This is a genomic window from Pseudomonas cichorii (assembly GCF_019719005.1).
Lineage (GTDB): Bacteria > Pseudomonadota > Gammaproteobacteria > Pseudomonadales > Pseudomonadaceae > Aquipseudomonas > Aquipseudomonas cichorii_E.
The window spans coordinates 83341-105923 of record NZ_JAIGPJ010000003.1; the positions used below are offsets into that span (position 1 = coordinate 83341).

The 22583-nt window shown below is 59.5% G+C and carries 19 protein-coding genes; 12 read left to right on the forward strand and 7 right to left on the reverse strand.

Annotation, left to right across the window (positions count from 1 at the left end):
* The first annotated feature begins 18 nt into the window (after positions 1-18).
* From K5D32_RS03990 to K5D32_RS04010, 5 genes are all read left to right on the forward strand, one after another.
* Complete coding sequence (locus tag K5D32_RS03990) at positions 19-1716, forward strand: TolC family protein (RefSeq protein ID WP_221599326.1); 1698 nt, start codon at positions 19-21, stop codon at positions 1714-1716.
* Positions 1706-2470: an efflux RND transporter periplasmic adaptor subunit gene (locus K5D32_RS03995; RefSeq protein WP_221576987.1), complete on the forward strand. Its 765-nt coding sequence runs from the start codon at positions 1706-1708 to the stop codon at positions 2468-2470. The genes K5D32_RS03990 and K5D32_RS03995 overlap by 11 nt, the downstream gene beginning before the upstream one ends.
* Entirely contained in the window at positions 2467-3801 is a 1335-nt protein-coding gene (locus K5D32_RS04000; RefSeq protein WP_221599327.1) for an efflux RND transporter periplasmic adaptor subunit, read from the forward strand. The genes K5D32_RS03995 and K5D32_RS04000 overlap by 4 nt, the downstream gene beginning before the upstream one ends.
* Complete coding sequence (locus tag K5D32_RS26100) at positions 3802-5928, forward strand: HlyD family efflux transporter periplasmic adaptor subunit (protein WP_221599328.1); 2127 nt, start codon at positions 3802-3804, stop codon at positions 5926-5928.
* Positions 5929-6013: 85 nt separating this feature from the next.
* Complete coding sequence (locus K5D32_RS04010; protein ID WP_221576984.1) at positions 6014-6604, forward strand: biliverdin-producing heme oxygenase; 591 nt, start codon at positions 6014-6016, stop codon at positions 6602-6604.
* 134 nt (positions 6605-6738) lie between these two features.
* Here the strand turns inward: K5D32_RS04010 and K5D32_RS04015 are convergent, their stop codons facing one another.
* The 3 genes from K5D32_RS04015 to K5D32_RS04025 form a co-directional block, all read right to left on the reverse strand.
* A complete protein-coding gene (locus tag K5D32_RS04015; RefSeq protein WP_221592766.1) occupies positions 6739-7116 on the reverse strand; it encodes a hypothetical protein in 378 nt (125 codons plus the stop codon).
* A 115-nt stretch (positions 7117-7231) separates the two neighbouring features.
* Positions 7232-7690, reverse strand: coding sequence for a hypothetical protein (locus tag K5D32_RS04020; RefSeq protein ID WP_221592765.1), 459 nt, complete (start codon positions 7688-7690; stop codon positions 7232-7234).
* A gap of 241 nt (positions 7691-7931) precedes the next feature.
* On the reverse strand, positions 7932-8846 hold the full coding sequence (locus K5D32_RS04025) for a LysR substrate-binding domain-containing protein (protein ID WP_221576983.1): 915 nt from the start codon (positions 8844-8846) through the stop codon (positions 7932-7934).
* A gap of 227 nt (positions 8847-9073) precedes the next feature.
* Here K5D32_RS04025 and K5D32_RS04030 point away from each other — a divergent pair, with 227 nt between their 5' ends.
* From K5D32_RS04030 to K5D32_RS04045, 4 genes are all read left to right on the forward strand, one after another.
* Positions 9074-10369 carry a dicarboxylate/amino acid:cation symporter gene (locus tag K5D32_RS04030; RefSeq protein WP_221599329.1) on the forward strand — a complete coding sequence of 432 codons (1296 nt, stop codon included), beginning with the start codon at positions 9074-9076 and terminating at the stop codon, positions 10367-10369.
* A gap of 10 nt (positions 10370-10379) precedes the next feature.
* Positions 10380-11876: an aspartate/glutamate racemase family protein gene (locus tag K5D32_RS04035; RefSeq protein ID WP_221599330.1), complete on the forward strand. Its 1497-nt coding sequence runs from the start codon at positions 10380-10382 to the stop codon at positions 11874-11876.
* Between the two features lie 274 nt (positions 11877-12150).
* Positions 12151-14271 carry a TonB-dependent siderophore receptor gene (locus tag K5D32_RS04040; RefSeq protein ID WP_221592763.1) on the forward strand — a complete coding sequence of 707 codons (2121 nt, stop codon included), beginning with the start codon at positions 12151-12153 and terminating at the stop codon, positions 14269-14271.
* Between the two features lie 22 nt (positions 14272-14293).
* The gene (locus K5D32_RS04045) at positions 14294-15022 is read left to right on the forward strand and encodes a DUF4198 domain-containing protein (RefSeq protein ID WP_221576975.1); all 729 of its coding nucleotides are present in this window, start codon (positions 14294-14296) and stop codon (positions 15020-15022) included.
* A gap of 111 nt (positions 15023-15133) precedes the next feature.
* Here the strand turns inward: K5D32_RS04045 and K5D32_RS04050 are convergent, their stop codons facing one another.
* The 4 genes from K5D32_RS04050 to K5D32_RS04065 form a co-directional block, all read right to left on the reverse strand.
* Positions 15134-16300: a DUF1624 domain-containing protein gene (locus K5D32_RS04050; protein WP_221595881.1), complete on the reverse strand. Its 1167-nt coding sequence runs from the start codon at positions 16298-16300 to the stop codon at positions 15134-15136.
* A 113-nt stretch (positions 16301-16413) separates the two neighbouring features.
* Complete coding sequence (locus K5D32_RS04055) at positions 16414-16974, reverse strand: carbonate dehydratase (RefSeq protein ID WP_025259656.1); 561 nt, start codon at positions 16972-16974, stop codon at positions 16414-16416.
* An 11-nt stretch (positions 16975-16985) separates the two neighbouring features.
* Positions 16986-17891: a GTP cyclohydrolase FolE2 gene (gene folE2 / locus K5D32_RS04060; protein ID WP_221595880.1), complete on the reverse strand. Its 906-nt coding sequence runs from the start codon at positions 17889-17891 to the stop codon at positions 16986-16988.
* A gap of 160 nt (positions 17892-18051) precedes the next feature.
* Positions 18052-18960 (reverse strand): LysR substrate-binding domain-containing protein, encoded by a 909-nt coding sequence (locus K5D32_RS04065; RefSeq protein ID WP_221595879.1) that lies wholly within the window; start codon positions 18958-18960, stop codon positions 18052-18054.
* A 187-nt stretch (positions 18961-19147) separates the two neighbouring features.
* Here K5D32_RS04065 and K5D32_RS04070 point away from each other — a divergent pair, with 187 nt between their 5' ends.
* The 3 genes from K5D32_RS04070 to K5D32_RS04080 all read left to right on the forward strand — a co-directional run bounded on the left by K5D32_RS04070 (position 19148) and on the right by K5D32_RS04080 (position 22581).
* On the forward strand, positions 19148-20668 hold the full coding sequence (locus tag K5D32_RS04070) for an ABC transporter substrate-binding protein (RefSeq protein ID WP_221529031.1): 1521 nt from the start codon (positions 19148-19150) through the stop codon (positions 20666-20668).
* 78 nt (positions 20669-20746) lie between these two features.
* Complete coding sequence (locus K5D32_RS04075) at positions 20747-21664, forward strand: ABC transporter permease (protein ID WP_025259652.1); 918 nt, start codon at positions 20747-20749, stop codon at positions 21662-21664.
* A gap of 8 nt (positions 21665-21672) precedes the next feature.
* A complete protein-coding gene (locus K5D32_RS04080) occupies positions 21673-22581 on the forward strand; it encodes an ABC transporter permease (RefSeq protein WP_221592758.1) in 909 nt (302 codons plus the stop codon).
* Positions 22582-22583 lie beyond the last annotated feature (2 nt).

Sequence of the window (22583 nt, forward strand, 5' to 3'; positions counted from 1 at the left end):
TTCAGGGGAAACGCAACAATGTCCAGAATCACCCAAGAACAGCGCCTGACCGGCTTCGCGCTGCGCAAGACCGTCCTGTGCCTGAGCATCGGCTGCATCGTTGCCGGCCTGAGCGCCTGCGCGGTCAAGCCCGAGCCGGTCAACCTGGACCAGCAACTGGCCCAGGCCAGCGCCGACCGCAGCAAGATGTTCGATCAGCAAGAGCCCCTGAACCGACCGGTCAGCCTCAACGAAGCCATGGCGCGGGCGGTGAAGTACAACCTGCAACAACGTGTGGGTCTGATGGAACAGGCCATGGAAGAAGGCCTGCTCGACACCCAGAACCTGTCGATGCTACCGCAACTGGCCGCTCGCGCAGGCTGGCGTGGTCGGGACAATGTCGCAGGCTCGTCCAGCGAATCGGTGCGTACCCGAACCCAGTCGCTTGAACCGTCCACCAGTTCTGATCGCTCAGGCCATACGGCTGACTTGCAGTTGTCGTGGAACGTGCTGGATTTCGGCATCAGCTACTTCGGTGCCAAGGTTCAGGCCAACAAGACCCTGGCCGCTGAGGAACGTCGTCGCCGGGTGATTGCCGACATCATCCAGCAAGTACGCACCGCTTATTGGGACGCCGCCACTGCGCAACGCCTCAAGCCGCAGGTTCAATCGACACTGGTGCAGGCCCGCGCCGCGCTGGATCAGGCCCGCGTTACCGAGCGCGAGCGCTTGCTGACGCCCATCGACTCGTTGCGCTACCAGAAAAGTCTGGTGGAAATGATTCGCCAACTGGAAGTGCTGGACGGTGAACTGGCGCTGGCCAAGGCACGTCTTGCCGGTTTGATGAACATCCCGCCTGCCAGTCAGTACAGCCTGGCGGTGCCGGACGATGCCAGCATGACAGCGCCCGCGGTGGCCTACAGCCTGGACGATCTGGAAACCCTGGCCATGACCCAGCGCCCGGAAATCCGCGAAGAAACCTATCAGGCCCGCAACGCGGTACTGGAAACCCGCATGGCGATGCTCAAGCTGTTGCCCGGCGTCAACCTGTTCGCGGGCCTGAACCGTGACAGCAACAGCTATCTGGTCAATGAGCAATGGGCCGATGCCGGCATGCAGATCAGTTGGAACCTGATGAGCGTGCTGTCCTATTCGTCCATCAAGAAAACCGGCGAAAACCGCGAAGCCGTGGCCGAACTGCGTCGTCAGGCGGTGCGTATGGCGGTGCTGACTCAGGTCAACGTGGCCTGGCAGCAATACCAGCGTGCCAATAAGCTGTTCGAGCGCTCCAACGAGCTACAACGCTTGCAGGACGGCATTCTGGCGCAAAGTGAAAGTGCCTACAGCAGCCAGGCTCAGAGCCTGCTGGAAAAAGTGCGGATCGAAACCGAAACCGTGCTGGCGAAACGCACCCGTGATCGCAGCTTCGCAGAGTTGCAGGCCACCTACGGCGCGATCCAGCAGGCTGCGGGGCTCGATCCCCTGCCCCAGCGTCTGGCAGGCGAAAGCATTACCGAACTGACTCAGGCTATCGCCCGCAATGCGGTTGATCTGGCACGCGGTCAGGTGCAGATTCCGCGCTTTGAAACATCACTGAATACCGCCGCCCAAAGCCGCCCGGCACCTGCCAGCCCGGTCGCCATCGCGCCGATTGCCAGGGTCGATATGTTCGACAGCCTGGGCTCGCTGCAAGGTATTGAGCTCAAGGAACAAGGAAGCACGGCAAATGCACGCTGAGCCTGCCTCCATCCGACAGCATTCGCGAGTCTGGCTGGCGATTCTGATCAGCGTCGCCGCCAATATGGCCCATGGCGCAGACACCCAACCGGTGCTGCGCGTGCAACTGAGCGCCATTGCCCAGACCACCTTGTCCAGCGAAGTGGCCGGGAAGATCACCGAGCTGTCCATCAAGGAAGGTGAACGCTTCAAAAAGGGAGACCGGCTGGTGGCGTTCGATTGCAGCGTCTATCAGGCGCAGTTGAATCGCACGGCTGCCGTACAGGAAGGTGCGCGCAAGAAACTGGAAGTCGCCAACCGCCTCGACAAGCTCAACTCCATCAGTGTCGCCGATGTCACCCAGGCGCAATCCGCCATGGCGGTTGCCAGGGCCGAAAGCGGCATCAATCAGGCGATTCTCGGACGCTGCGCCATCAACGCGCCCTTCTCCGGGCGCGTGGCAACCCGCAAGGCGCAGCGCTGGGAATATGTGGCCGAGGGCAAGGAGCTGCTGAGCATCTACGATGACAGCGCTTATGAACTGGAACTGATCGTGCCGTCCAACTGGTTGCGCTGGCTCAAGCCGGGCCAGAACTTCAGCGTGCATCTGGACGAAAGCGGCAAGGATTACCCGGCGCAGATCAGCCGGATCGGCGCGATCATCGACCCGGTCAGCCAGTCGGTGAAAGTGTTCGGGCGCATCACCCAGAGCGATGAAAGCCTGTTGCCGGGCATGAGTGGCGTGGCGAAACTCAGCGCGCCGGGTGAGTCATGAGTCAGGCGCAAAGCCGCTCCATGGAACACCTGAGCTTGCTGGTCCAGCTGGAGCAACAAGTACGCGCCGCCGACAGCCTGCAAGCTCTGAGCTTCATCCTGCTCAACGACAGCCGTTCGCTGCTGGAATACCGGCAAGCGATCCTCTGGCGCTGCGACACTCAGAGCCTGCAAGGCTTTTCGGGGCTGGCCGTGGTGGAACAACAGGCCCCCATGGTGACCTGGCTGAACCGCCAGTGCCGCCGCTGGCAGCAGGCCGACAATGCCCGGCATATTCATGAGCTGACCGCTTCGACAGTGCCCGCCGAAGACCAGCCGCAATGGAGCGAGTATTGCGCCCAGCGCCTGATCTGGCTGCCGTTGCAAAAGGCAGGCGGCCCGCTTCTTGGGGCGTTGCTCCTGAGTCGCGATGTCCCGCTGCGCGACACCGAGCGGCTGTTGGCTCCACTGCTGCTGGATTGCTACGGCCACGCCTGGAGCAGCCTGTCGGGGCATCGTCCACAACGCCAGCCACTGCGCAGACGCAAGCGCCTGTTGTGGATCGCCGGATTGGCTGCAGCGGCATTATTGATGCTGCCGGTACGCCAGTCGGTATTGGCACCGGCAGAAATTGTCGCCCGGGACCCGGCCGTGCTGCGCGCGCCGCTGGCGGCTGTGGTGGACCGCATTCTGGTTCAGCCCAACCAGCGCGTCACCGCCGGCCAGCCGCTGGTGCAACTCGATACCCGCGAACAGACCAACCATCTGGAATCAGCCCGCCAGGCTTATGCCGTGGCCGATGCCGAGCTGCGTCAGGCCCAGCAACAGGCGCTGTTCGACGAACGCAGCAAGGCCACGCTGGCCACCCTGCAAGGACGGCGCGAACAGGCCAGAAACGATGTCGAGTTTTACACCGCCAATCTCAAGCGCCTGAGTATTGAAGCGCCCCGTGACGGCATCGCGATTTTCGATGACCCCAGCGACTGGATCGGTCGTCCCGTCAATCTGGGCGAACGCATCATGCTGATCGCCGAGCCTCAGGATGCCGATCTGGAAATCCAGTTGCCTGTTGCCGATGCCATTTCCCTGCAAGCGCAGACACCGGTGAAACTGTTCCTGAACACCGACCCCACGTCGCCACTGGATGCGACCCTGCAACGCATCGGCTACCGCGCCAGCGTCAACCCCGATGGCGTCATGGCGTATCGACTGAAAAGCACCTTCGACACCCATGACCCACGCATCCGCATCGGCCTCAAGGGCAGCGCCAAGCTGTATGCCGAACCCACGGTGCTGTTCTATTACTTGCTGCGTCGACCGCTGGCGGCATTGCGTATTCATGTGGGGCTGTAAGTGATACCCGACCTTGCAACCCCGGACCTGCCACAACTGCGTCAGGAACTGAAACTGCATCGCGGCCCAAGGCTGCGCGACGGCTCGCCCAGCTGGACCCTTGAAGACCCGGCTCGCGGGCAGTTCTTCCGGCTTGGCTGGGCCGAAGTGGAAATGCTGGCCCGCTGGGAAACCGGCAACAGCCAAAGGGTGCTGGATGCGGTCAACACCCAGACATCCCTGACCCTGGATATTCAGGACGTCAAAGGCTTTGCGGCGTTTCTCGGCAACCTGCAACTGGTCCGGACCCAAGGGCCGGAGGGCAACGAAAGGCTGCTCAAGATCAGACAGCAGAACAAGCATGGCTGGGCCGGCTGGCTGATGCACAACTACCTGTTCGTGCGTATTCCGCTGGTCAATCCCGATGCGTTTCTGGAGCGTACATTGCCGTGGGTGCGACCGCTGATGAGTCGCGGCTTTGCCCTGCTGACCCTGATGGCGGCCTTGACCGGCCTGATTCTGGTCGCCCGTCAGTGGGACGTCTTCGTGCATACCTTCCTGCACTTCTTCAGCCTCGAAGGCGCATTGCTGGCGGCCATGACCCTGGGTTGTACCAAGGTGCTTCACGAACTGGGCCATGCCTACACCTGCAAGCATTTCGGTTGCCGGGTGGCCAGTATGGGCGTGGCCTTGCTGGTGATGTGGCCGGTGCTGTACACCGACACCACCGGGGCCTGGCGCCTGACCGCACGACGCCAGCGCCTGGCGATTGGCGCGGCGGGCATGCTGGTGGAGCTGTCGCTGGCGGCCTGGGCGACCCTGCTCTGGAGCTTTCTGCCTGACGGTCCCTTGCGCAGTGCGGCCTTCATGCTGGCGACCACCACCTGGATTCTGACCCTGGCCATCAACCTAAGCCCCTTGATGCGTTTCGATGGCTATTTTCTGCTGTCCGATGCGCTGGACGTGCCCAACCTGCAAGGCCGCGGCTTTGCTCTGGCCCGCTGGCGTCTGCGCGAGTGGCTGTTCGGCCTGGACGACCCGCGCCCGGAAGTGTTCGAGCCGTGGCTGGAACGTACGCTGCTGATCTACGCCTTCGGCACCTGGATCTACCGCTTTTTCCTGTTCCTGGGCATTGCCCTGCTGGTCTATCACTTCGCATTCAAGTTGCTGGGGCTGCTGCTGTTCGCCGTCGAGATCGGCGTTTTTATCCTGATGCCGATCTTTCGTGAGTTGCAACACTGGGCCGGACGCCGCAAGGACTACCGCATGAACCGCAACACCCTGATCACCACTGCTGTAATCGCCGCACTGCTACTGGGCGTCTGCCTGCCATGGCGCAGCAGCGTTCAGGCACCTGCCCTGTTGCGCGCCAGCCAGCAGGCAACCTTGCTGGTACCCAATGGTGCCCGGCTGCAAAGCATCGATGTGCAGCCCGGTCAGATTATCGAGCGCGATCAACCGATGTTTCGCCTTGAAGCACCGACGCTGACTCATGAACTGAGCAACCTTGAATTGCAGATCAAGACCCTGAGCTGGCAACTGAGCTTCCAGCGCATGGACAAGGACGCCGCCGCCCGCTTGCCGGTGGTGCAGCGTGAGCTCGACACCGCTCAGGAGCGCTACAACGCCTTGCGCAGCCAGATTGATCAATTGCAGATTCGTGCGCCTTTCGACGGCACGCTCGTCGATATGGCCGAGCCCTTGGCCGTCGGCCAATGGCTGCCGCCGGGAGAATGGCTGGCGACCCTCGCAGCACCGGGCAGCGCGCTGATCGAGGCTTTCGTCAGTGAACAGGACATGCACCGCATCGCTGCAGACAATAGCGCCTGGTTCTACCCCGAGGATTTGTCTCGTCCGCGCATCGAGTTGCAGGTCACCCGCGTCGAACAAACCGCCGTGCGCAAACTGGCTTCGGCTCCCGAGCTGGCTTCGGATTATCAGGGCGGTATCGCCACCCGCCTGAACAAGGAACACGAACCTGTCCCGGAACAGGCGGTGTATAGGGTTTTGCTGCAACCGAGCGCAGCGGCGCAGAACATTCAACAGGCCCTCAGAGGCAGCGTCAGCATCGACGCCGAGACGCGCAGCCCGCTGATTTACGCCTGGCAGAAGGTGGTCGCCGTATTGATTCGCGAAGCGGCATTCTGACCTTAACAACTCTTAATGGACCCACGATTGTTGGCACCTGACGCGGACTCTATCGTGCAGTTCTACTTTCACGCTGGAGTCCGACATGTCCACCGCCACACTTGCAGAACCGCTATCACGCGCCAAACGACTGAAAGCCGGGACTCACACCGAACACGACAACATCAACGATCTGGTGATGCGCAACGAGCCTTTCCAGAGCATTGAAAACTACGGCAACTTCCTGCGCCTGCAACATGGTTTCCATGGTGCGCTGCAACCGGTCTATCTCAATGAAAGCCTGAACGCGTTGCTGCCGGGCCTGAGCGAGCTCGACCGCTTCCCGGCCGTCGAAGCAGACCTGAACGACCTGCAGATCCCCACGCCACAAACCCCGGCACCGGCCTCCATCGGCTCGGCTTATCAGGCGCTGGGCTGGCTGTATTGCAGCGAAGGCTCGAACCTCGGCGCAGCGATCCTGTTCAAACACACTCGCCAGCTCGACCTGAACGAAACCCACGGCGCCCGCCACCTCGCCGCCCACGAAGACGGCCGCGCCCTGCACTGGCGCGCCTTCGTCCAGCAACTGGATGCACTGGAACTGACCGAAGAACAGGACAAGGAAGTGATTGCCGGGGCACGGGCTGCGTTTGATTTCTATCGTGACCGGTTGCAGCAGGTGTATGGCGTGGTTTGATGGATTGTCTTCGCGAATGGATTGCAGTTAAGGCACACACAAACTTGTAGGAGACATGTACGCCTTAACTGATCGGCATTACCGTGGAGCGAATCGGGCATCGCTCCGCTCATTCGCGAAACGGACCAACCCTATTACCGAACAACCACCCAACCCTTGCCTTGGTCATTCGAGCCTTTCATGCCACTCATGCAAGCAACCACTTGAGGCTTTTTCAGGGCCTGAAAAGTCTCAGGTTTCATTGCTTGACCGTACAACTGCGAGAGCTGGGCACTGCTGGCCAAGGATTTTTGATACTGCTCTTCAGCGATAGCTGCACATGCATCGATATCGGTTCGGAAGCTGGCAGCCTGCACGGTAGCAGACACGCCGGGCTTACTGAAACTGACGCCTTCGTAGCTGAGTTTCGCGTAATCGATGGTCGATACCTGGGTAGCGGGTTTCGAGACACAACCAACAAGAGAAATTGCAAACACTGGAGCCAGAAGGATGGAGGGCATGAAGCGAAACATGGAATGTCCTTACTCATAAAAGAATCAGTCGGTTACCGCTCAATGTCATCGGCTTTGCAGAACGTTTCTTGAACAGCATGTCTTGAGTAACGGCCTGACGTAAGGCGGTATTTCACTATCGGTTTTTAATCGACTCGATAACCGCCTCGGTAATATCCAGCACGACCTTTTTCTCGTTGAACACGATGCTGGAGTCGCTGCCCACTACCAGTTCGTACTTTTGCGAGCGGGCATAGGTTTCTATCGCATCGTCAGCCGCCTGCTCGATTTTCTTTCGGATATTCATGTCGAATTGCCGTCTTTTTTCTTCTGCTGCTTCCATGCCTGCAAGCCGAACACGCAAGTCCGAAACCAGTTGATCACCCTCTGCAATCCGTGAGCAACGTTGGGCAGCAGTTGGGGAGTTTCCATTCGCAATCATGATTTGCTCATAAGACGACAACCCTTGAATCGCTCCCGTAGAGGGTTTGGACGTGCCTGCTGGCGTCTGGCTTGCAATGCAACGTGAAAGAGCAGATTGCCTCAAATCGCTGATCTGCCTGCGCAGTTGCTCCTGACCAGTGCGCTGTTGCAAGGGATCACCCAACTCGGACGGGTAAGGATTAGCCTGACGGATACGCTCGGACAGTGCAGAAACGATAACGGGTTTCTTGACCTGCGCCCAGGGCAACGGAGGTTTAGAGCCGAACTCGAATCTACAGGCTGATAACGGCAGACAGAGGAGCAAGACGGCAAGAGTCCTGTGGTGCATGAACATTCCCTTGAGTGAAAAAATTGCAGCCGTTATGCCCGTGCGGCACAGCAAAGTACAGCGTTTACTGACTTAGCCGCGAAGCCCCTTCCAGGGTTTTCCAGAGATTGCGCATGGTCGGGTTCTGGTTCGCTATCGCGCAATACGAGCGGATTTCCAGGCGGGTGCTCCACTCTTCGCCACCGGCTCTTACCAGCAGCCCTCGCTCAAGCTCGTCGACAACCGCGCTTTGTGGCAGCCAGGCCACGCCGTAGCCTTCGATGGCCATGCGCATCAGGAGCATGGCCATGTCGGCTTCGTAGCAGCGTTCCAGCTTGACGGGCGTCGGGCCGTTCTTGATGACGATATCGGCGACACGACCCAGGAAGGTGGTCGCGGTATAGGCAAGGTGCGGGACGGGTTTTGCGGCGCTGCCCGGCAAGCGGTACAGCGGCTGGCCTTTCTTGTCCGGGGCGCACAAGGGGATAAACGCGTCATGCCCCAAGGCCAGGCTGCCGAAGCGCTCGGCGTTCAGCAGGATGGGCGCAAGGGGATGGTGGTAGACGATCATGAGGTCGCAACTGCCCTCCTCCAGGGCAATCACGGCGTCATGGATGTTGGCAGCAACGACCCGTGCGTTGAATTGCTCGTTGTGTTGCTGAAACTGTGAAAGCCATTTGGGCAGAAACGTCATCGACAGGCTGTGCCCGGCGGTCACCTGAATGGAGCGTCCTGGCATGCGCTCCACTTCGCGCAAGGTTGAGCGCAGCCTGAGCAAGCCCGCCAGCACTTCGCGGCTTTCTTCACAGAACGCGCTTCCCGCAGCCGTCAGCCGCACGGGATAGGTGCCACGGTCTACCAGTTCGACGCCCACCCACTCTTCAAGTGATCGAATACGTCGCGACAGGGCCGACTGGGTTACGCAGCGAACTTCGGCCGCACGGGAAAAGTTTTTCCATTCGGCGATAGCCAGAAGATCGTCCAGCCATTTGATTTGCATACCCGCATCTCCCGCAGTGAGATGCGCATTTTACGTCGGCTTCGCGCCTCTATCGCTGCCATTTCAACAACTATTCCAAAAGCGCATGGGTTTAGCATGATTACTCATCATCGCCGCCAAACGCTTGCCTAGAATCGCCGCTAGCACCAGGGCCACGAGAGCCATTGGGCGAATCTGATTGGTCTCCTGCCGGATAAAAAAATCAAAAACCACTTGAGGACAGCTTCGTGAAGAAAAACAGACTTCCACGGCAAATCGCGATGGGCATTGCACTGGGCGTGCTGGTGGGTTGGGCCTGTCACCATTTCGCCGGAAACGAGCAGAACGCCAGGCAGATTGCTTCGTACTTTTCGATGATCACCGATATTTTCCTGCGCATGATCAAGATGATCATCGCACCTCTGGTATTCGCCACGCTGGTCGGCGGCATTGCCAGTCTGGGGAATTCACGCTCGGTCGGGCGTATCGGCATGCGGGCCATGGCCTGGTTCGTGACGGCCTCGGTGATCTCGCTGACAATCGGCATGGGGCTGGTCAACCTGTTTCAGCCGGGAGCCGGGCTGAATATGGAAGTCGTCCAGCATGGAACGGCGGCGGTGCCGGTCAATACCGGCGACTTCAGCCTCAAGGTGTTCATCAGTCACGTGTTCCCCCGCAGCATTGCCGAGGCCATGGCCAATAACGAGATCCTGCAGATCGTGGTGTTCTCGCTGTTCTTCGGCTTTGCGCTGGCTGGCGTCAAACGCGCCGGTTACACACGGATCACCGACACCATCGATGAGCTGGCCAAGGTGATGTTCAAGATCACCGATTACGTCATGGCCCTGGCACCGGTTGGTGTGTTTGCGGCCATCGCTTCGGCAATCACGACTCAGGGGCTTGGTCTGCTGGTCGATTACGGCAAGCTGATCGCCGAGTTCTATCTGGGGATTGCTGTCCTTTGGGCCGTGCTGTTCGGTGCTGGCTATCTGTTCCTCGGGCGTTCCGTTTTCACTCTGGGCAAGCTGATTCGCGAACCCATTCTGCTGGCGTTTTCGACGGCCAGCAGCGAATCCGCCTACCCGAAAACCATGGAAGCTCTGGAAAAGTTCGGCGCCCCCAAGCGGGTTTCCAGTTTCGTGTTACCGCTGGGTTATTCGTTCAACCTCGATGGCTCGATGATGTATCAGGCCTTCGCCATCATGTTCATCGCACAGGCCTACAACATCGACCTGAGTTTCACCCAGCAACTGTTGATCCTGCTGACGCTGATGGTCACCAGTAAAGGCATGGCAGGCGTGGCGCGAGCTTCGGTGGTGGTGGTCGCCGCGACCCTGCCGATGTTCAACCTGCCGGAAGCCGGGCTGCTGCTGATCATCGGAATCGATCAGTTCCTGGACATGGCGCGCACCGCCACCAACGTTGTGGGCAACAGCATCGCCACAGCCGTGGTCGCGAAATCCGAGCCACACGAAGACCCGGAGGAGACAGCGGATAACGCAGATGCACGCGTCCAGCCCGGACACCCGGTTTCGGTCGCCTGAGGAATAGATCATGAAGAGAAAATCGAAGTCGGCCAGCAAGGGAGCCTTTGTCCGCAAGCTGGGTATCGTCGGAGGACTGGGCTCGCTGGCCGGGGGCGACCTCTTCTACAAGCTGGTGAAATCCAGGGCGGTGCTTGAGGATCAGGGCCGCTACCACTTCCTGTTCGAGCAGCATCCGTTCAAGGACGTGCTGCTGCCGCTTGACCAGGGGGCCAACATGACGTCGCGCAAGTTCTATGTGTTCCAGGTGTGCAAGTCGTTCGAGGAAAGCGGCGTCGATGCGGTGATGCTGCCCTGCTTCGCCAGCCACACGTTCCGCGCCGAAATCCAGGAAGAGTTGGGTATTCCGGTGCTGGACATGATGCAGGCGCTGGCCCGGCACACTCGCCTCAGGATCAAACCCGGCAAGACCCTGGGCGTGATTGCTTCGGACTTCGTCGCTCATTCAGGGCTGTTCGAGCGGTATCTGGGCAAGGACTTCAGGATCGTTTACCCCGATCCCGAAGCACAGTCTGCGCTAATGGAAGCGATGTACGGCGTCAACGGCATAAAGGACGGCCACCTTGAAGGCGCGCCTCTGGATACGGTCCATGAAGCGTGTCTTTCCTTGCAGGCACAAGGCGCAACGGTGGTGCTCCCAGGCATGACGGAGCTATCGCTGGTTTGCCCGGAACTTCAGCGCCGCGGAGTATCGGTTCTGGATATCAACGAGATCTATGCAAGCTTCGCGACCCAGGAGAAAGGCCAGCCTGCACGCCCGCCTTTCAAGCTTGGCATCGTAGGCGGCGTAGGGCCTGCCGCCACCGTGGACTTCATGGGCAAAGTGGTTGCCCATACGCCAGCGGGCAAGGATCAGGAGCACATCAAGATGGTGGTCGAACAGAATCCGCAGATTCCTGATCGCACCGCCAGTCTGCTGCACGACGAAACCGACCCGACCATGGCGATGTACGCAACCTGCAAACGCCTGGAAAGCGCTGGCGCAAACGCCATCGCAATCCCCTGCAACACCGCCCATGCGTTTGTCGAACGCATCCAGTCCCATTTGCAGGTGCCCATCATCAACATGCTGACCGAGACGGTGGAGTGGATCGCGCAGAAATACGGCTCGGGCAAGACCATCGGCCTGCTGGCCACATCGGGAACGGTGCAGAGTCAGGTCTACCACGAAACGGCCAGGCGCGCCGGGCTACAGATCATCACGCCGGGGTTCGATTACCAGCACATGGTCATGGAATCCATCTACGGCGAACGCGGCATCAAGGCCGGCTTCACCGAAGGGCTCTGCAAGGAACAATTGCTGCTGGCGGCGGAACACCTGTGCGAACTGGGTGCCGACGTGTTGATTCTCGGCTGCACGGAACTGCCACTGGTGCTGGCCCACAGCGAGGCGTTTCAGATAAAGGACCACAACGTCGCACTGGTCGACCCGACCACGATTCTGGCGCTGAAATGCATTGAGCTGGCGGGAGGAAAGTGGAGCGGGACAAGGATCGATGCGGCTTGAATGAAGGATGAATCCTGGTCTTGAGCGCAGATCAGGATTCCCTCATGACAACCCGCCCTTCCCACCCCTGATCAGTCAAGCTCACCACCAACAAGCCCTCTCCTGCTCCGGGCATTCCTGCGGCCCGGTTTCCTGATCCGCTCGCCCCCTTCTTGCCGATCAGTTGCTCAGTCTCTAACAGACCAAAAATATTTTACATCTGGTTACAGTCACAATCAGTAATAATTCTCATCGGAGATGTTATATTGTATCCATAACTATCAGGAAGTCCTCCATGTCGTCTCGTAAAATCGCGTCTCTGACCAGCCTGGCAATCGGAGTGCTGGGTAATGTCAGTTTCGCTGAAGAACTGCCGCAAACCCTCGAACTGGACAGCGTCAACATTTCCTCCGATTACCACTATGAGACGGCCACCAGCCCGGTTCAGGGTTATCGGGCCACGCGCTCGGCAACGGCGACCAAGACTGACACGGCCATCAAGGACATTCCTCAATCCATCAGCGTGGTGCCGGCCTCGGTGCTCAAGGACCTGGGCAGCAATAATGTCGAACGCGCCCTGGACTATGCCGGTGGTGTGTCGAAGCAGAATAACTTCGGCGGCCTGACGCTTTACGAGTACAGCATTCGCGGCTTTACCACTTCCGAGTTCTACAAGGATGGCTTCAGCGCCAACCGTGGCTACCCGACGACGCCGGACACCGCCAATATCGAGCGTATCGAAGTCTTGAAAGGCCCGGCCGCCAGTCTGTATGGCCGTGGCGATCCGGGCGGTACGGTCAATATCGTGACCAAGAAGCCGCAGCGCGAGGCGTTCACCACGCTGCAAACCAGTGCCGGCAGTTGGGATCGTTATCGCACGGCGCTGGACGTCAACACGCCGCTGGATGAAGAAGGCAATGTCCTGTCGCGGGTCAACCTGGCGGTCGAGGACAACAACAGTTTCCGCGATCACGTCGAGAGCAATCGCGTGTTCGTGGCTCCTTCTTTCAGTTGGCAGTTGAATCCCGATACCAGCCTGTTGGTGGAAACCGAATTCGTTCGCCACAAGTCGACCTTCGACCGTGGCATCGTCGCGCCGAACAACAAGTGGAGCGGCATGTCCCGCTCGACCTTTCTGGGCGAGCCGGACGACGATATCGATAACGACAACAACATGATCCAGGTCGCGCTGGATCATCACCTCAATGATGTCTGGTCGCTGCGTCTGGCCAGTCATTACAAGGAAGGTGAACTGTCGGGCTACGCCAGTGAATCCCGGGCGCTGAGCGCCAACTCGCAAACCGTCAACCGCCGCTATCGCGAACGCGACATGAACTGGCATGACAGCATCACCCAGCTGGAGCTGCGCGGGCGTTTTGATGCCGTAGGACTGGAGCATGAGGTGCTGATCGGCACCGAATACGAGAACTACCGCAAGAACGAACGGGTCACCAATATTGGCGGCAGCAACTATGCCATCAATATCTACAACCCGGTCTATGGCCAGGCCAAACCCAATGGTCTCCCCACAGGTACGGACTTCTTCGAGCACGTCGAAAGCCGCGCCCTGAACCTGCAGGACCAGATCGTCTTCACAGACAAGTTGCGCGGCATGATCGGTGCCCGATACGAGCATTTCGATCAGCAGATCGATGACTACACCCCTACCGCAACCAACCCGACCTCAAGACAGCGCCATGATGCGTTCACCCAGCGCGCCGGTTTGATCTATCAACTGACACCGCAAGTGGGCCTGTTCGCCAACGCTTCGACCTCGTTCAAACCCAATAACGGGCTGGACGCGTCAGGTAAGACCTTCGATCCGGAAGAAGGTGTCGGTTACGAAATCGGGATCAAGAGCGAGCTGTTCGACGACCGCTTGAGCACCACCCTCGCCGCCTTCCATATCGAGAAGGAAAATGTGCTGGCAATCGATCCTTCCACCGACAGCAATCGCGCCATTGGCGAAGCCCGCAGCCAGGGCGTGGATCTGCAACTGACCGGTCAGGTCACCGATGCCATTCGTGTCATCGGGGCCTTTGCCTATATCGATGCCGAAGTGACCAAGGGTGACCGGACCATTCCCACCGGCAGCCGGATTCTCGGTGTCGCCAAGCGCAGCGGCAGCCTGTTGGGCGTTTATGAGTTCCAGGAAAGCGTATTGCGAGGCTCTGATGTGGGTGCCGCATTCACTTATGTCGGTGATCGCTCCGGTGAAGCCGGGACCAGCTTCGAGCTGCCGGCTTACCATACCGTGGACCTGCTGGCCCATTACAAGGCCACCGAGAACGTGACCGTTGGCCTGAACCTCAACAACCTGTTTGACGAGAAATATTTCGAGCGCTCCTACAGTAATTACTGGGTTGCGCCGGGCGAGCCGCGTAATTTCACTGTCAGCCTGACCCTCAATCTCTGATCGATAACAACAAGGATGCATCATGCTTTGCAAACCATCAGTTGTGACCTTGGGCCTGCTGGCTGCGCTGTTCGTGGGCCAGGCCAGTGCCCATGGCCTGTGGACCGAGCAGCGCCGCGGCAATATTGAAGTGGTCTATGGCCATGGCGCGGAAGACAACGCCTTCAAGGCGCAAAAAGTCAGCGGAGCCTGGGCCTATGATCTGGCAGGCCGGATGGTTCCGGTCACCGTGCAGCGCCTGGACGACCATGCACGCCTGCAACCTCTGAAGCCGGTGGCGGTGATGTCTGTCGCGCTGGACAACGGCATGTGGACGAAAAACAAGGACAAGAAGTGGATCAACGAAGGCCGCAGCAAAGTACCGGGCGGCACCGAGTCGATTCATACCTTCAAGTACAGCCTGGCGATTTATGAGGAAGGCGCTCGCCTGCCGTCATTCGACAAACTGAAGTTCGTGATCGTGCCTCAGGTCGACCCGCTGACCGTCGGGCCGGGCAAACCGTTGCCAGTGCGCGTGCTGGTGGATGGCAAGCCTGCGGCGGGTATCAAGCTGTTCGGGGATTATCGCAGCGCTCCGGACGTAGTGAGTGCCGAAACCGATGCGGAAGGTCGCGCCAATGTGGTCGTGCGTAACGAAGGGTTGAATGTGATCGCGGCCGAGGTCACGCTGCCGGTCAAGAACGATGCCGATATCGAAGCGCGAGGCCTGTTTACCTCGCTGACCTTCGTGGGTGAAGCACATCACGATTGATGCAAATCCGTAGGAGCGAATTTATTCGCGAAGGCATTTCAAACGACGCATCTCTGTCGGATGTAATACCGCCTTCGCGGACAAGTCCGCTCCTACACAAGTACCTCGGTGTTACAGGTATTTCAGCCAGGTAATATCACGCCGCCGCGCTTTCAGCCCGGCAAACCAGCGTACTGCCGGGAACAGCGCCACTGCCAGCAGTACCGAACTCAGCCATACGCCCCACATCGCATCGAAGCCGAAGTAGTCGCCCTGATTCTTGCCCCAGATCGCCACGGCAATCAGGTACAGGAACTTCAGCACGTACAGGTGCAGCAAGTAGAAGAACATCGGTGCTGCGCCCAGGGTCACCAGCGGTTTCAGCCAGCCTTTCTCCTGAATACGCTCGAACCAGATCAGCACCAGCAGGCCAATGCCCAGTGTCAGGCTGATGAACAGCAATGACGGCGGGTATTTGGTGATATTGAAAAAGCTCATCAGCGTCTGCACGCCGGTTTCGCCAACGCTCCAGGGCTTTTCGCCATAGCCGTTGATGACGCGCAGAACCATGAAACCAATCAGCGCGCCCAGCCCCCAGACCAGCAAGCGGCTACGACGTGCGGCTGAATCCATGCCCGAAGCGAACCATGGCCCGGCGGCATAACCCAGTGCGATCACACCGATCCACGGCAGCAGCGGATAAGAGGTGCGCAGGCGCAAGGTGTCGCTGACTTCGATCCAGCCGCGATCATGCAGAATCGCCCACGGAATATGCATGGCCGACTCGACACCGAAATGCAGCGAGTCCAGCAGGTTGTGCCCGGCAACGATCACCAGACCGATCAGCACCAGCGCCCAGCGCGGCAGGAACACCATCACCGACAAGGCCACCATGCTCAGGCCGATGGCCCAGATGACTTGCAGGTAAATGATGGTTGGCGGGAATTTGAAGGTCCAGGCGAAACTCACCAGCGTGAATTCGAGGGCAATCAGGAACAGGCCGCGCTTGAGCAGAAAGGCGGAAACGTCAGTCCGGCCACTGTACTTTTCGCCATACAGATAGGCCGAAAGCCCGGTCAGCAGCACGAACAAAGGCGCGCACACATGGGCCAGCAAGCGGCTGAAGAACACTTCCGGAGCCGTGGTGGCGACATCCATGGGATCGCTGACCTGACGATGCAGGAAGAAGGTTTCCCGCACATGGTCCAGCAACATGAAAAGGATGATCAGCCCGCGCAGGGCGTCGATCGATCGCAACCGTGAGGACGGCGCAGAAGTCGAGGGAACAGCTGTTGTCATGGGAGGTTCTTGTCCGTTGGGGGCTGTAACAGGTGCATGACGCTTAAAAAGTGCGGGCAAGCCTCGCGGGCGCATTGTGCCGCAGTCTGGCTTGCCCGTGACAGTGGCATATTTCAGAACTCGTTCTGCAAGGCTTTGTAGCCACGAACCAGATCGATATTGGTATGTGCCACGTCCTCCGAGAACTCCGAAGCCGAGATACTCACCGGCGGGAACTGCGAAAGGTCGGTGTTCGGGCCGATTCGGGTGGTGGACGGCACGTAGAAGCTTTCCGGCAGATCGCGACCATCGACCACAGAGTTGTGGCGCACGACACTGCCATTGCCCACCTGGCAGTTGAACAGCACGCTGTTGAAACCGACGAAAACCCGGTCGCCCACGGTGCAAGGTCCATGCACGATGGAGCGGTGGGCAATGGAGGTGTATTCGCCGATGGTCACTGCTGCGCCGGACTTGGAGTGGATGACCACGCCATCCTGGATATTGGAATTGGCACCGATGATGATCGGGTCCATATCGCCATTGGCGTTGACCTCGTCGGCGCGGATCACGGCATAGGGGCCTACAAAGACGTTGTCTTTGATGATGACCTTGCCGCAGATGATCGCGGTTTTATCGATATAGGCTGACTCGGCAATGACCGGCAGATGGCCGGAAGGGTTCTTGCGGATCACGGTGGTAGTCCTCAGGACGTGTAATTGGAAGTGTATGCAACGGCATCGTGGGGGTGCAGGCTTTCAAGGTGACGCACGCTGACACTGGAGGCGGCAAACAGCCCTTCCAGTGCCTGCTGGATCTTGCGGGCAGCGTCTTCGACGTACATCAGGTTCTGGCCATTGAGGCGGGCAAAGGCCTGTTCGTCAGCGCGTTTGACGGCAGTCTGCACCGGGGTGCCCAGGGCGCTTTCGGTGGCATCGATCAATGCCATCAGGCCAAGCGCGGTGGCCTGTTCCGAGATGCGTACCTGAACCGTTGCCACACTGCGCTGGCTATGAGGTGTTGCGAAGGAAGCATTTTCACGCAGCCAGACCGCCGCCTGATCAGGCGTCAGCGTTTCCTGTCCGGCAAAACGCTTCAGGAACGCCTCTTCCACAAGCTGACGCGACAAAGCCGCCGAGCATGGGCAAGTCGAGGAATACGTGACATCCACCGAGGCATCGAGGGATAACCGGCCTCCTGCCCAGACCGCACTCAATGTCACCGGATAGGATTTCCAGCCACTCAGGCCCGGTGTTTTCAAGGCCGGTCGGCGACACAACAGATTGAAACTCACCTTGAGCCGGGCGCGGCTGGAATGGCAATCGGCATGGCTGGTGACCATGGCTTCAAGCAGCGCCGCCAGGGTGCCGGGAATGAATGGCTGATGTTCGGCAAAGCTGTCGAGCAAGGTATAGAGGCGCGACATATGAATGCCCTTGACGCCGGGATCCGCCAGGTCGACCTGCAGATCCACATAGGCATGTATCGGATGCGCCACACCGGGTTCGCCCAACTGAATCGGGACTTCGACACCTTGCATGCCTACCCAGTCAAGGGGGATCAGGACTTTGGAAACTTCCGTCAGGGCAACGTCAGGGAGGGAGCTATTCATTTCTGTAGTTCATCTCGTTGGCCTGCTTCGCCACCACGGGCGAAGCATGATGTAAGCGATATGGGCAACGTTCTACGCCAGCCAATATTGATACACTATAACATTAACAGCCAGAGAACCAGACATGCCTGCCCTGGCAAGGCAGCCCCGCTATTGCGCCTCAGGTTTTCGCCAGTTCCTCGATCAGAAAGTCCCGAAATGCACTGACCGCTGCGGGCAGGTTGCGCCCGGCCATGCTCTGCAACTCGATACGTCGGGCTTTCATACCTTCGTCGCTGATGGGCAGGGATCTGATCTCCTTGCCGAGCAGACGCCTGTCCAGTGTCATCTCACTGGACAGGCTGATACCGCCCTCTTCCCGGACAAAACGCAGCAAGGAGCCAATGTAATTGCTGGTCAGCACCGGATCGAACAGCAGGCCCTGCACGCCACAGCAGATATCGAACAACTGGCGCAGTGTCGTATCGGTGTTGGTCAGGGCGATGGCATAAGGCTGAAGCTCAGCCAGCGAGACTTCCGGGCGGTCTGCCAGCGGATGGGTGTTGCTCACCACGGCGCAGATGGCCCCGGTATGGATGTACTCGACCTTGATTTCCTTTTGCGGGGTCAGGCTGAACGTCAGGCCAAGGTCGGCATCGCCGGAACGCACCTTTTCCGTGGCCTGGGCCGGTGCGCAGACCTCCAGGGAAAAGTGGATGCCCTGATAAGTCTGGCGAAACAGCGCGATGGCCTTGGGCAGAAATTCCAGGGCGAAACCTTCGGAACAGGCGATGCGCACATGACCGCGCTGCAAACCGTGCAATTCGGTGATTTCCAGTACCACCTGCTCGGCTTCGAGCTGGGATTTGCGCGCATAGGCGGCCAGGCGTATCCCCGCCTCGCTCAACACCATGCCTCGGGCGCGTCGCTCGAACAGCACCGCATCCAGGTCCCGCTCCAGCTTGGCGATCTGGCGGCTGACCGCCGAGGCCGCGACATTTAGTCGCAATGATGCCTCACTGATCGACCCGCAGCGCGACACTTCCAGAAAGTAGCGCAAAGCCGTGGATTGCACACCGTAGAGCTGCATGACCGCCTCCAGCATTGCCTTTTCGGCAAAGCAAGTATCGAAAGATTGTGCTTGTGGCATTGATACGCTTTGCCTAGAGTCGTGTCGAGGCCTAATAAAACCATTGCCTGCTTGTACCCCTTTCTCCTTTCGCATTTGCGATCCACTGCCCTTTGATACAACCACTTCGCCTTTTGGAGACGACGGCATGGGCATCAAGGGTTTCGCTCGCAGCATTGCGCTGCTGGGCTTGTTCAGCAGCTTTACCGCCTTCGCAGGCAAAGCCGATGACACGCTGGTTTACGCATCCGACAGTGAACCTGAAAACATCAGCCCCTATCACAACGACTTGCGCGAAGGCGTCATCCTCGGTCGCCTGATCTGGGACAACCTGGTCTATCGCAACCCCGACAGCGGTCAGTTGGAGCCCATGCTGGCCACCAGCTGGAAACAGGTCGACGACAGCACCATCGATTTTGAATTGCGCCAGGGCGTGAAATTCCACAACGGCGATGCCTTCACCGCCGATGATGTGGTGTTCACCCTCAACTACGTGGTGTCGCCGGACTCCAAGGTCGTCACCATACAAAACGTCGACTGGATCAAGAGCGCAGAAAAGCTGGGGGATTACAGCGTCCGCCTGCACCTGAAAAAGCCCTTCCCGGCCGCCCTCGAATACCTGTCCAACGCCGTACCGATGTTCCCGAAAAACTATTTCGAGAAAGTCGGCCTGGCTGAGTTCAGCCGCAAACCGGTGGGTACCGGCCCTTACAAGGTTGCGTCCATCACCAGCGGCGTCGGCGTGAACATGGACAAGAACCCGGACTACTTCCAGGGCAGCCCGCAAGGTCAGCCGAAGATCGGTCATATCCAGTTCAAGGTGATTGCCGACTCCGAAACCCGCCTCGCCGAGCTGATGACCGGTGGCGTTGACTGGGTCTGGCGCGTAGCGCCCGATCAGGCGCAAAGCCTCAAGGGCATGCAAAGCCTGGTGGTGACCAGCGGCGGGACCATGCGGATCGGCTTCCTGATACTCGATGCTCGCGGCACCTCCAGCGCCGATTCGCCCATGAAGCACCTCAAGGTGCGTCAGGCAATCAACCACGCGATCAACCGTGAAGGCCTGGCTTCGCAACTGGTAGGCGGCGAAAGCAAGCCGCTGCAAGTGGCCTGCTATCCCGGCCAGTTCGGTTGCGACACCACGGCGGCAACGGTCTACAACTACGACCCGGCCAAGGCCAAGGCGCTGCTTGCAGAAGCGGGCTACCCCAATGGTTTCGAGACTGAAATCTTCGCCTACCGTGACCGCGACTATGTAGAAGCCATCATCGGCAACCTGCGTGCCGTAGGCATCAACGCCAAGCTTCGTTACCTGAAATACGCGGCACTGCGCGACCAGCAGCGCGGCGGCAAGGTGCCGATGTCGTTCCAGGCCTGGGGCTCGTTCTCGATCCTCGACACCTCGGCCTCGGCCGGTACCTGGTTCAAAGGCAACCCGGACGACAACATCAAGGACCCGCAAGTCCAGAGCTGGCTGCAAACCGCAGACAACGCCCTGGACCCTCAGGTACGCAAGGACAACTACCGTCTGGCCTTGCAGCGCATCAGCGAACAGGCCTACTGGGCTCCGCTGTTCAACTACTCGATGAACTATGCGTATGTCTCGGACCTGAACTTCAAGCCGTACCCGGACGAGCTGCCCCGCTTCGTTCTGTCGAGCTGGAAGTAAGCGCCACCTGAAGCAAACCGGTGAGTGCGGCACGACTGCGCACTCACGTTTCATCCCATGGATACAAGGTCACTTGCCATGTATGGATTCCTTTTGCGTCGCCTTGGTATCGCCCTGTGCGTGGCGATTACCGTGTCGATCATCAGTTTCTCTCTCCTGCACCTTTCCGGTGACCTGGCCACCGCCATTGGCGGACCGGAAGCCACCAGCGAACAGATCGAGCAGATTCGTGTGCAGTACGGCCTCGACAAGCCGCTGGTCACGCAATACTTCAACTGGCTGGGCGACCTGCTGCGTCTGGATCTAGGTGATTCGTTCTTCTTTCAGGAGTCGGTCTACAACCTTATTGCCTCGCGCCTTTCCATCACATTGGGCCTGGGCGCCATGGCTCTGGGTATCGCGCTGTTGATCGCCATTCCGCTGGGCGTACTGGCGGCGGTCAAGCGTGACACCTGGATCGATCGTCTGGCCTTGAGCATCGCGGTGCTGGGTCAGGCGATGCCCAGTTTCTGGTTTGCCCTGATGCTGATCGTGGTGTTCTCGGTCACGCTGAAATGGCTGCCGGTTTCCGGCAATGCCACCTGGGCACATTTTGTGATGCCCGCCATTGCCCTGGGTTACTACGCCACGCCGGCCATCATGCGCCTGACCCGCGCCGGGATGCTGGATGTGCTCAACTCCGACTACATCCGCACGGCTCGCGCCAAGGGCCTTCGCCCTTCGACCGTGCTGTTCAAACACGCACTGCGCAATGCCCTGATTCCGGTAGTCGCCCTGGCCGCCGTGGAATTCGGCTTCATGCTCGGCGGCTCGGTGGTCATCGAAACCGTGTTCTCCCTGCAAGGCATCGGTCAACTGGCCTGGGATGCCATCGCCCGTGACGACTTCCCGGTAGTCCAGGCCGTGGTTCTGCTGATTGCCGTGATCTACATCGTTCTCACCCTGCTGGCCGACGTGCTCAACGCACTGCTCGACCCGCGCATCCGCGTGAAATAGGAGGCCCCATGAGCACGACGACTTCATCCGCTCTGGTCATCAACGACTACCAGCCACCGGCGAAAAGCATCCTGCGGACCCTGCGCAACAGCCTGCGTCATCGCGGCTTTGCGATTGGCATGTTGCTGCTGGCAATCATTCTGTTCGGCGCGCTGTTCGCGCCCTGGCTTGCACCTTACGACCCTTACGCTCAGGACGTCATGCTGCGCATGAAGCCGCCGGTATGGATGGCCAACGGTTCATGGGACTACATTCTGGGCACCGACAAACTGGGCCGCGATTACCTGTCGCGCCTGCTCTATGGCGCGCGCATTTCGCTGTTCATCGGTTTCTCCGCCGCGCTGATTTCCGGCCTGATCGGCACGGTCATGGGCCTGTTGGCGGGTTACTTTGGCGGCAAGGTCGATGCCGTGATCAGCTACCTGATCACCACACGCCTGGCCATGCCCGTGGTCATGGTCGCACTGGCCTCGGCCTCGCTGATGGGCGGTTCGCTGAAAGTGGTGATCATTCTGCTCGGCTGCCTGCTCTGGGACCGTTTTGCCGTGGTGGTCCGTGCCGCCGTGCAACAGATTCGCGATGCCGAATATGTCGCCTCGGCCCAGGCACTGGGCTGCTCGACCTTCCGTATTCTGGCCAGCGAGATCCTGCCCAATCTGGTGGGCGCGCTGATCGTGGTTGCCACTCTGGAGATGGCCCACGCCATCCTGCTGGAGTCGGCGCTGTCGTTCCTGGGCGTGGGCGTACAACCGCCGATTCCGTCCTGGGGCCTGATGATCGCCGAAGGTAAACCCTACATGTTCTTTTCCCCGTGGGTCATCGCTATCCCCGGCGTCGCACTGATGGTGCTGGTGCTGGGCATCAACCTGGTCGGTGACGGCCTGCGTGACTTGATCCTGCCCGATGGGCGCAACTGACA